This is a genomic window from Lysinibacillus sp. NPDC093216 (assembly GCF_050280325.1).
Lineage (GTDB): Bacteria > Bacillota > Bacilli > Bacillales_A > Planococcaceae > Lysinibacillus.
This window is the reverse complement of sequence record NZ_JBNNVB010000018.1, coordinates 103,142-114,786: the sequence shown is the minus strand read 5'-3', so window position 1 is coordinate 114,786 and position 11,645 is coordinate 103,142. Positions and strand designations below refer to the sequence as shown.

The following is an 11,645-nucleotide window of genomic DNA, read 5'->3' as shown; positions in this document are numbered from 1 at the left end:
TATTTTTTATGAAAAAAATTGAAAGCCGGTGAAATTTTACTGATCGTAAAATTTCGCCGGCTTTTTAGTTTAGAGATGGGTTTTGTCCCAGCCTCCTTTCATATTATTTAATTTACTAGTTGATTTTTCAAAAGAATTCCATCCTGTACGACAACTCGCCCATTTTTAATGACAGTATTCGTATGATTCATGCCATAGAAATATTGTAACTGCTTGTAGTTGGCAACATCCAATACAATGACATCAGCTTGTTTGCCTGCTTCAAGAGAGCCGATTTGATGTCCACGGTTAAGTGCATATGCTGCATTAATAGTTGTCGCCGTTAACACTTCCTCTAATGTCATCCCCATATGCATACAAGCTAAATTCATGATAAATGGCAGACTCAGCGTTGGGGATGAGCCAGGGTTAAAGTCAGTTGAAATGGCTACAGGTACCCCTTCATCAATCATTAGGCGTCCCCTTGCAAATGGCGCACGTAGGAAGAATGCTGTTCCAGGTAGCAATACCGCAATCGTGCCGGCTTCAGCCATTTTTTGTATACCCTCATCAGAAGCGACTAGTAAATGCTCCGCCGAAATTGCCCCTACTTCCGCAGCAAGCTCTGCTCCCTTATAAGGCTCAATTTCATCTGCATGAATTTTCGGTGTTAACCCTAACGCTTTCCCGGCCTCTAAAATGCGTCGTGATTGCTCTGGCGTAAATACACCTTTTTCACAAAATACATCATTGAATTCGGCAAGGTTTAGCTCAGCTACTTTCGGCAGCATGTCATGAATGACTACATCGACAAATTCATCCTCACGTCCCTTAAAGTCACGCGGCACCGCATGCGCCCCCATAAAGGTACTAACGACATCAATGTCATGTGTAGCTTGTAATTCCTTAGCTACCTCAAGCTGTTTCTTTTCAGTTTCCCAATCTAAACCATAGCCTGATTTTGCCTCAACCGTTGTAACACCATGCTTTAAAAACACATCTAAATGATTCATCGTTTTTCCATATAAATCACCAAAGCTAGTTTCTCGTGTCCGGTTTGTTGTGGCATGAATCCCGCCACCCGCATTCATAATTTCCATGTATGTGGCACCATTGAGTCGCATATTAAACTCCTGCTCACGTGTACCGCCATGAACTAAATGCGTATGGCAATCGACGAGACCCGGCATAACAATCTTACCCGAGGCGTCAATAACCTCAGCCACCTTTACTAGATCAGGAAAATCCGCTTCTAGTTGTGCAATTGACCCTACCGCTATAATGCTATTGCCCTCCATTAAAACACTGCCATTTTCCACTACTGCGATGTCACGCATTTGTTCCTTTGTACGAGGACCTTGTACGGCACTTTTTAACGTGATCACTTCATTGGCGTTTTTGATTAAAATTGTCACTTCGCATCATCCTTTAACATTGGTATACGCACACCTTTGTTCTTTGCTGTATTAATAGCAATTTCATAACCCGCATCTGCGTGACGCACAACACCCATTCCTGGATCCGAAATTAACACTCGTGCAATCTTCTCTGCGGCTAGCTCAGAACCATCCGCTACTAGCACTTGGCCAGCATGCTGAGAATAACCCATACCTACACCACCACCGTGATGCACACTTACCCAACTGGCACCACTTGCTGTATTAACAAGTGCATTTAGAATTGGCCAATCTGATACTGCGTCAGAGCCATCCATCATACCCTCTGTTTCACGATTTGGCGATGCAACTGAACCTGAGTCTAGATGATCTCGACCAAAGACAATCGGTCCTGAAAGCTCACCATTGGCAACCATTTCATTAACCTTCAATGCAAAACGATGACGATCACCATAGCCTAACCAGCAAATTCGTGCCGGTAACCCCTGCCATTTAACCATTTTTTGCGCCATATCAATCCAATTCACAAGACCTTCATCTTCAGCAAACATTTCTTTGGCAAGTGCATCTGTTTTATAAATGTCCTCAGGGTCACCCGAAAGCGCAGCCCAACGGAATGGACCTTTCCCCTCACAGAATAAAGGACGAATATACGCCGGAACAAAACCAGGGAAATCAAAGGCATTCGTTACACCCATCTCTTTCGCATAAGCACGAATATTATTACCGTAATCAAATACTTCTGCACCTGCCTGTTGGAATTCAAGCATTGTACGAACATGCTCAGCCATCGTCTCTTTTGCTCTTCGCTCATATGTTTTTACGTCACTTTTACGCAGTTCAAGTGCTTCCTCAAACGTCAAACCATTTGGAACATAGCCATTGATTGGATCATGGGCAGATGTTTGGTCAGTAACAAAATCAGGGATAATTCCTCGGTTCAATAGCTCACGATTAACATCTGCACAGTTGCCAACAAGACCAATTGACGCAGGCTCTTTTTTATCACGTAGTTTATTAACCAATTCAATCGCTTCATCTACCGTTTCCACAAGGTAATCACAGTAGCCCTCTTTTATTTTACGTTCAATTCGAGCACGCTCTACTTCGACTACTAAAATGACAGCGCCAGCCATTTTCCCCGCTAAAGGCTGAGCACCACTCATACCACCCATACCACCTGTAAGGATGAACTTACCACGTAAATCCGCTGTGCCGAATACTTTTTTACCGGCCTCTACGAATGATAAATACGTTCCTTGTAAAATGCCTTGTGCGCCAATATAAATCCAGCTACCAGCTGTCATTTGACCGTACATCATTAAATCACGGTCCTCTAACTCATAGAAATGCTCCCAATTCGCCCACGACGGTACTAAATTAGAATTCGCAATTAATACACGTGGTGCATGTTCATGCGTACGGAATACAGCTACTGGTTTCCCTGATTGAATCAGAAGTGTTTCATCATTCTCTAATTCTTTTAATGACGCAATAATTTGCTCATAGCTCTCCCAATTACGCGCCGCTTTACCGATTCCACCATAGACGATTAGCTCGTCTGGATTTTCTGCTACTTCAGGATCTAGATTGTTCATTAACATACGCATTGCAGCTTCTTGCGTCCAACCTTTACAAGATAATTCATTTCCACGTGGTGCACGAATATTTGTTTTGACTACCATAAAAAACACGCTCCTTTAAAATAGTAAAAATGCTATTGGCGTTACGATGATTAAAGTTAATACGACACGTTCAAACCAAATAAGTATAATTTGGCGCAATGTCAATGGAATTTCAGATGATAAAATAAGTGGTATAACGGCCGAAAAGAACAAAATTGCCGATATCGATACGACCGCCACAATAAATTTCGTTACAAGTGTTGCTTGTGTGACAACAAGCGCTGGTAAAAATACTTCTGCTAATGATAATGACAGCGCTTTTGCAGCTAAATACGGTTCTGGAACTTGTAACAAATATGTGAATGGTACAAAAATATACGAAAGCCAATCAAAAATCGGTGTATATGTTGCAAGTACAAGCCCTAGCAAACCAATTGATAGAATCGACGGAATAACACCCATCGCCATGATGAAGCCATCCTTTAAATTCATCCATAAAATTTTAGATAACGGCGGATTTTGCTCAACTGCATCCATCGCTTGACGCCATGCTTCTTTAAAACGGTCCTTCTTAACAATCTTTTCTGGCATCGGCGTCGTGCCCTTGTAGTACTCATCCTTCATCGAACGAAGTGGATAAATACGCGCCGTTAACGCAGTGACCACGAATGTTACAACGAGAGACACCCAGAAAAACGCATTCCAATGCTGCATAATATCCAGCGTACTTGCAATGACAACCATAAACGTTGCAGAAACAGTCGAGAAACCCGTTGCAATAATCGCGGCTTCCTTTGCTGTGTAGCGACCTTCCATATATACACGGTTCGTTAACAGTAACCCAACCGAATAACTACCGACAAACGAGGCAACAGCATCCACTGCTGAACGTCCCGGCGTTTTAAAAATAGGCTTCATAAACGGTTGTGTTAAAACACCGATATACTCAAGCAACCCATAGCTTACTAGAAGTGCTAAAAACAAAGATCCGATTGGAATTAGAATCCCTACTGGCTTAACAAGCTTCTCCAGTAAATACGGGCCGATACTTTCATCCGCTAACCATGCAGGAGCTACATTGAAAATTAACATAATCCCCGCAATCATACCGCCCACTTTAAAGATTGACATCACGATATTGACGATTGACTTATTCCATTTCTTAGTAAGGAATGGATGAATCGCTCCACCTACCAGCATTATGAGTACATATGCAGTTACAAGCAGTGGTGCTTCGGCACGGATAAAGTTCACAATGTGATCAATTAAAATTGTATTCTTACCTTGCCATTCAAACGAGATAAAAAAACTAAATATTCCGACTAAGCTGCAGATAATCATCTTGAAAGCAGAGGAGACTCGAAAATCCGAGTCTTGCCTCAGCTCTTGTTGTTGAATTTCCATCCTATCCCCCCATGCAAGTGCTCTTTTTGAAAGAAATCCACATCACCCGACCAAGCTGAAGCATTTTTTAGATTTTCTTCTAGGAAGTTAACGTCTTATGGTTTACACATACTCATTCAACAGAACATCACTCGTTAATAAATACTCTGAAAGCGCTTCAATTTCATCACCAATTGGCTGATCCGCTAACAACGGCGGGCAAAATTCGCGCACTTTTTCTAAAAACTTTCGCGTCGTTGGAGATAACTGCTCTTCTGCCTTGTCTAAATGGATAGCCTGCGAAGCACAAATCATTTCTATCGCAATAACACGAGCAGCATTGTGTACGATTTGACGTACTTGGCGAGCAGATGTTGTACCCATGCTCACATGATCCTCCTGGTTACCTGACGTCGGTATAGAATCCACACTTGAAGGATGTGCCAATACTTTGTTTTCAGATACGATAGAGGCTGCTGTATATTGAGCGATCATTAGTCCACATTCAATACCAGGATTTGTCGCTAAAAATGGTGGCAAACCTTCGTTAAGCTGCGGATTTACCATGCGTTCTGTACGTCTCTCTGAAATATTAGCCCACTCACATACACCAACTTTTAAAAAGTCCATGGCTAATGCAATTGGTTGACCGTGGAAATGCCCACCAGACAATACTTCTCCATTTTCTAAAACAATCGGATTATCTGTCGTTGCATTCATTTCAATTTGCACACGGTCCTCCGCATAGAAAAATGACTGCCATGAAGCACCATGTACTTGCGGAATGCAACGTAGTGAATAGGCATCCTGCATCCGGATTTCACCTTGCTTTGTCACACGTTTACTTCCATCAAGCCACTTACGGATTCGTCCACCAACAAGCTCTAATTCCGGGTGTGGCCTTACCGCCAAAAGCGCTGGATCAAATGCGGAAGTAATACCCTTCAGTGACTCCAGCGTTAAACTTGCTGCCATATCTGCCGCTAGCCCAATACGCTCTGCCTCGTTCACTGTTAAAACCCCAATACCTGTCATTGCTTGTGTACCATTAACAAGCGCTAGCCCTTCCTTAGCTTGTAGTCGGACAGGCGTTAGCCCAGCTTGCTGTAACGCCGCACTGCCGCTCATAACCTCTCCATTAAACTCCGCCTTACCTTCACCTACTAGCACTAAAGCCAAATGTGACAACGGCGCTAAATCTCCGCTAGCTCCAACTGAACCTTGAGACGGTACAATCGGATGGACTCCCTTATTTATAAGATTCAATAGCAGCTGCACTGTTTCTAGGCGAATCCCCGAAAAACCACGTGCTAAAGCATTGGTACGTAAAACCATCATTGCACGTACAACATCTGTTGGGAACGGCGCACCAACACCAGTTGCATCTGATCGTAATAAATTTAACTGTAAAAGCTCAATGTCTTCTTCTTCAATCTTTATATTACTTAGCTTTCCAAAGCCTGTATTCACACCATAAATGGTTTGTCCCTCAGCTAAGCGTTTTTCAATTCGTTCCCTACTTAAACGGATACGCTCCACACTGTCTGTAGATAGCGCAACCGTAGCAAGACCGTTCACAATTTCCCCTATTTGCTGTCTCGTTAACGTCTTGCCATCAAGCTCGATAATAGACTTCATAATGCCATCCCCCTGTTCCCTCTATAACTATGTAAAAATGCGCGTAATCAATTTAGTTATCGCTACAAAAGATAAATAACAATTACTCTATCTACATTGTACTAACTACTTTTTTCAGAAAATAGGGAATTTTAAAAGAGAAAACATGAATTATTTCAGAATTTTTGTTATTTTAATAATATAACAGTATTTTTTTACGAAACTAGATAATTTTAAGGGGGTTGCAGTTGTGAAATTGTTATTAATTGATAGGGATTCCACTGATCTTTCAGGCATTCAATGGTTTTTACATACATATTTCCCCGGCGATGTAACTATCGAAATAAGTACCACTATTAATGAGGCACTTCAAAGTATCCAGCAATTCGAGCCTGAGGTGATACTACTCAATATCGACCTATTCTCGAATAATCGTTTAACTGCGCTTTATCGTGCTTTACAAAAACATTCAGGGACTATATTAGCTATGACGACAGAGCCATTGTTTAAAAATGCATTAAAAGCAATCGATTTACAGGTCGCACACCTTTTCGTCAAACCAATTGATTTAGAAGTATTAAAGCAAAAGCTCACTACCATCTCCCTTCGGACACCAAAAGAAGAAGCAGCGTATCAAGAAACTACAGATGAATCCTTTTACTATCAACTATTTTTAGATAGTAAAACAAGTTCCCTAGAGTCAAATATACATTTCGCAATGATCGAGCCTGAGCATTCCGAAATGTTTAACAAACTATACAACTGGCTTCAGCAAACTCCTATTTATTCTAGTATGAGGATTTATCCTTTATCGGAAAAAATCGTATGTTTATTCCAAACAAATGATTTAGAGAAGGATGTTCGTACATTAATGAAGGAATGGAGATTAACAAATAATAGTTCTTTAAATATCGGGGTTTATGATGGAGAGCCGACCACCATGAAGAATATGTATACCTTAACGAAACGTGCACTTCATCAAAGCTTTTACGAAGGCTATGGACATATTTTTTATGCGAGCAAACAATTGGAGACACAGCCATTCGATCCATTACTAACACCTGAAGAGCAGCAATTGCTAATAAGTAGCTTAGAGGATGGGAATATCGAAGCCGTCAAAACATTTTTATATCGACTATCTAATGAAGGAATTTATTACAAGCAAGATGATTTACGTATTCATCTAACGAGTGTTTTGGCGCAAATTAGGCGCTTTATGCTGAAGTATAAATTACATGAGAAAGCTGCAATTGAGCAAAATTATCGTCAGCTTTTTCATTTAATTATTGAATATCCAATATTTTATACCATTCTAAATGGCATCATATCATTTACACAAAGACTAATTGAATTAGCTCGTGAAGCACGAATGGAAAAACGGGCTGACTATGTAGAACTGGCCATAGAAATTATCGACCAACAATTTCAGGATAGCGGGTTATCTTTACCTTACGTTGCTCATAAATTAGGGATTAGCCCTAATTATTTAAGTACGATTTTTTCAAAGAAGCAAGGCTTGCCATTGAAACGCTACCTACAGCAGGTCCGAATTCAAAATGCCACAAAAATGCTTGTAGAAACGGATTTTGCTATTAGTGAAATTGCCTATTTAAATGGTTTTGATGATTCGAATTACTTCATTAAAATTTTCAAACAACACATCGGAATTACTCCTCATCGTTATCGAAAAGCTTAAAGTTTCATTAAGTAACATGGAGTTGATTTTGTTCCAACTGGGAACTTGTGCGTAAGCGTAGCGGAGATGAAGGCTTTATCCTCGCGAGATCACATCGATATCTGATTATCAAGAGGTGGCCAAGCCTTCACTGCAATCAAGTATTATTTTCAATTATCATATCCTATTTTCAATAAGAATAAATAAACAAAGGAGTTCATTTTAATTTCTTTTATTCTTAAGCTCCCTCTTCTTCATAACTTATTTTTAAGTAATTCTCGAAAATGTTTAAAAAACCTAAATTAGTGGTAAAGGTTAATCATAATCCTTTTAAGTCTAGCATATATTTATAATTTATATATTACTATAAAAATTCTTTAACAATAATGATTATAATTTACTAGCAATTCTAGTTTGCGTTTGTTATAGTTATTGATGAAGAGTTTGACTCACAATTTTTCTTAGGAGGTAAACTAATATGACAAATGAAAATAATCGTAGCCGTCGTTTTACAACAGCAGGTGGTGCTCCAGTAGTAAGCAACCACGATTCTATGTCAGCAGGTCCTCGTGGTCCTCTATTACTTCAGGATGTATGGCTAATTGAAAAATTAGCGAACTTCAACCGTGAAGTTATTCCTGAACGTCGTATGCACGCTAAAGGTTCAGGTGCATTCGGTACTCTCACTGTAACGCATGATATTACTAAATATACAAAAGCAAAAATCTTCTCAGAAGTTGGAAAAAAGACTGAGATGTTTGCACGCTTCTCAACAGTTGCAGGTGAGCGTGGTGCAGCGGATGCTGAGCGCGATATTCGTGGCTTCGCACTTAAGTTCTATACTGAAGAAGGTAACTGGGATTTAGTTGGTAACAACACACCTGTATTCTTCTTCCGTGATCCTTTACACTTCACAGATTTAAACCACGTGGTAAAACGCGACCCACGCACAAATATGAAAAACGCTAATTCAAACTGGGATTTCTGGACTTCATTACCAGAGGCGCTTCACCAAGTAACAATTGTTATGTCTGACCGTGGTATTCCGACTGGATACCGCAATATGCATGGTTTCGGTTCTCACACTTATAGCTTTATTAATGCTGAAAATGAGCGCGTATGGGTTAAATTCCACTTCCGTACAGAGCAAGACATTAAAAACTTCACTGGTGCTGAGGCTGCTGAAGTAATCAGTAACGACCGCGAATCTTCACAACGCGATCTATATGAGGCAATTGAAAAAGGCGATTTCCCTAAATGGAAAATGTACATTCAAGTAATGACAGAGGAACAAGCTCGTGAGTTACCATATAACCCATTTGATTTAACAAAAGTATGGTATAAAAAAGACTTCCCATTAATTCCTGTGGGTGAATTCGAGTTAAACAAAAATGCGGACAACTACTTCGCGGAAGTTGAGCAAGCTGCCTTTGCACCATCTAACATTATCCCTGGTATTAGCTTCTCGCCAGACAAAATGTTACAAGCTCGTATCTTTGCGTATGCAGATGCACAACGCTACCGTTTAGGTGTGAACCACTACGCGCTTCCTGTAAATGCACCAAAATGTCCATTCCGTACGTTCCACCGCGACGGTGCTATGCGTTTCGATGGCAATCTTGGTTCAACTTTGGGCTATGAACCAAATAGCTATGGTGAATGGGAGCATAATTTAGACTATAAAGAGCCTGAATTACGTATTGACGGTAATGCCGGTATCCACGACTTCCGTGAAGACGACAACAACTACTTCGAGCAGCCGGGTAAATTATTCCGCCTAATGACTGCCGAAGAACAACAACGCCTATTCGAAAATACTGCTAATGATATGGCACCAGTTGAAGAGTTCATCAAACGTCGTCATATCCTGCACTGCTATTTAGCTGATCCAGCATATGGTGAAGGTGTAGCAAAAGCTATGGGTCTTTCATTGGAAGGTATGGATCTTTCAAACCCATACGAAAAACAACCAACAAACGTTTAATTTATTTCAGCAAACAAACATTTGCTGAGGCATAATTGATTTTTTCCACTTATTATTGATATCCAAATCCAACTTTTTACTCCATGTGAAGGGCAACTTCACATGGAGCTTTTTTATCTTAATGACCAAAAAAGGCTTGTGTCTAGTAGACACAAGCCCGCTCTAATAATTATTGATAAATTTGACTGCCTGCCTTTTTAAATTCCTTTGCCTTTTCCTGCATACCTTGGTGGATCGCTTCAGTCGTATTTAAATCTTGATCTTTTGCATAATTACGAATATCTTGTGAGATTCTCATACTACAAAACTTAGGTCCACACATTGAACAGAAGTGCGCAGTTTTCGCTCCTTCTGCAGGCAACGTTTCATCGTGGTATTCGACCGCACGCTCTGGATCTAACGAAAGATTGAATTGATCGCGCCAGCGGAATTCAAATCGTGCCTTAGATAGTGCATCGTCACGCTGCTGTGCTCCCGGATGCCCTTTCGCCAAATCTGCCGCGTGTGCAGCAATTTTATACGTAATAACCCCTACGCGAACATCCTCACGATTTGGTAAGCCGAGATGCTCTTTAGGCGTCACATAACATAGCATCGCTGTACCATACCAACCGATCATCGCAGCACCGATAGCTGATGTAATATGGTCATAGCCAGGAGCAATATCTGTTGTTAACGGCCCTAAAGTATAGAAAGGTGCTTCCTTACACACCTCTAACTGCTTATCCATATTTTCTTTAATAAGATGCATTGGAACATGTCCCGGTCCTTCTACCATCACCTGTACATCATGCTTCCAGGCAATTTGCGTTAATTCCCCTAGCGTATCTAGCTCCGCAAATTGAGCCTCATCATTTGCATCTGCTATAGAACCCGGACGTAAACCATCACCTAAAGAGAAGGCTACATCATAGGTTTTCATAATTTCACAGATTTCTTCAAAATGAGTATATAAAAAGCTCTCTTGATGGTGATATAAACACCACTGCGCCATAATCGAGCCTCCACGGGACACTATGCCTGTTACACGATTAGCCGTTAATGGCACATAGCGCAGTAATACCCCTGCATGAATCGTGAAGTAATCAACACCTTGCTCAGCCTGTTCGATTAACGTATCACGATACACTTCCCACGTTAAATCCTCTGCCACACCATTTACTTTTTCTAGCGCTTGATAAATCGGCACCGTTCCTACTGGCACCGCGGCATTACGGATAATCCATTCACGTGTCGTATGAATATGCTTACCAGTAGATAAATCCATAATGTTATCAGCACCCCAGCGTGTAGCCCACGTCATTTTTTCTACCTCTTCTGCAATAGAGGATGACACTGCTGAATTGCCAATATTGGCGTTAATTTTCACGTGGAAGTTACGTCCAATAATCATCGGCTCTGCCTCAGGGTGATTAATATTAGATGGCAAAATAGCACGTCCTGCAGCGATTTCTGAGCGCACAAATTCCGGGTCCATATTTTCACGTATCGCTACAAATTCCATTTCTGGAGTAATAATTCCCTTTCGTGCATAGTGAAGCTGTGTTACATTTTTACCTTTCTTCGCGCGTAAAGGCTTTCTAGATAATTCCGGAAAAACATTTTCATTCATTCGCGGATCATCAGCTTTACGGAATCCATTATCTTCTGGCTTGATAGTACGACCTTCGTATTCTTCAACATCACCGCGTTCTTTGATCCATGCACTACATAAAGCTGGCAATCCTTTCGTAATATCCACCTTATACGCAGGATCAGTGTACGGGCCGCTCGTATCATAAACACGTACTGGCGCATTTTCCTCTTCACCAAAGCTTCCTGTCGTTGGACTTAGAGCAATTTCACGCATTGGCACTAAAATATCTGATTGAGATCCTTCTACGTAAACTTTTTTACTTCCTTCAAAACTGGACATAATCGTAATATTCTTGTCGCTAACTGTTGTCATAAACTACTTCGCTCCCTTTTACATTTATATAAGGACC

7 protein-coding genes are annotated in these 11,645 nt (G+C 40.8%); 2 read left to right on the top strand and 5 right to left on the bottom strand.

Annotated elements, in window-relative coordinates; translation table 11 throughout:
- Positions 1-107 precede the first annotated feature (107 nt).
- From hutI to hutH, 4 genes are all read right to left on the bottom strand, one after another.
- Complete coding sequence (gene hutI, locus ACQKOG_RS18390) at positions 108-1,394, bottom strand: imidazolonepropionase (protein WP_427447822.1); 1,287 nt, start codon at positions 1,392-1,394, stop codon at positions 108-110.
- A complete protein-coding gene (gene hutU, locus ACQKOG_RS18385) occupies positions 1,391-3,061 on the bottom strand; it encodes a urocanate hydratase (protein WP_370079682.1) in 1,671 nt (556 codons plus the stop codon). Before hutU ends, hutI begins: the two co-directional genes overlap by 4 nt.
- Positions 3,062-3,076: 15 nt before the next feature.
- Complete coding sequence (locus ACQKOG_RS18380) at positions 3,077-4,405, bottom strand: YjiH family protein (RefSeq protein WP_370079680.1); 1,329 nt, start codon at positions 4,403-4,405, stop codon at positions 3,077-3,079.
- A 102-nt stretch (positions 4,406-4,507) separates the two neighbouring features.
- Positions 4,508-6,022 carry a histidine ammonia-lyase gene (gene hutH, locus ACQKOG_RS18375; RefSeq protein ID WP_427447819.1) on the bottom strand — a complete coding sequence of 505 codons (1,515 nt, stop codon included), beginning with the start codon at positions 6,020-6,022 and terminating at the stop codon, positions 4,508-4,510.
- 229 nt (positions 6,023-6,251) lie between these two features.
- On the opposite strand from hutH, the gene ACQKOG_RS18370 reads away from it, so the two are divergent.
- Positions 6,252-7,697: a helix-turn-helix domain-containing protein gene (locus ACQKOG_RS18370; protein WP_427447817.1), complete on the top strand. Its 1,446-nt coding sequence runs from the start codon at positions 6,252-6,254 to the stop codon at positions 7,695-7,697.
- Positions 7,698-8,154: 457 nt separating this feature from the next.
- Positions 8,155-9,660, top strand: coding sequence for a catalase (locus ACQKOG_RS18365; protein WP_370079674.1), 1,506 nt, complete (start codon positions 8,155-8,157; stop codon positions 9,658-9,660).
- A gap of 169 nt (positions 9,661-9,829) precedes the next feature.
- Here ACQKOG_RS18365 and thiC read toward each other — a convergent pair whose 3' ends face one another.
- Complete coding sequence (thiC, locus tag ACQKOG_RS18360) at positions 9,830-11,608, bottom strand: phosphomethylpyrimidine synthase ThiC (protein ID WP_402873902.1); 1,779 nt, start codon at positions 11,606-11,608, stop codon at positions 9,830-9,832.
- Positions 11,609-11,645 lie beyond the last annotated feature (37 nt).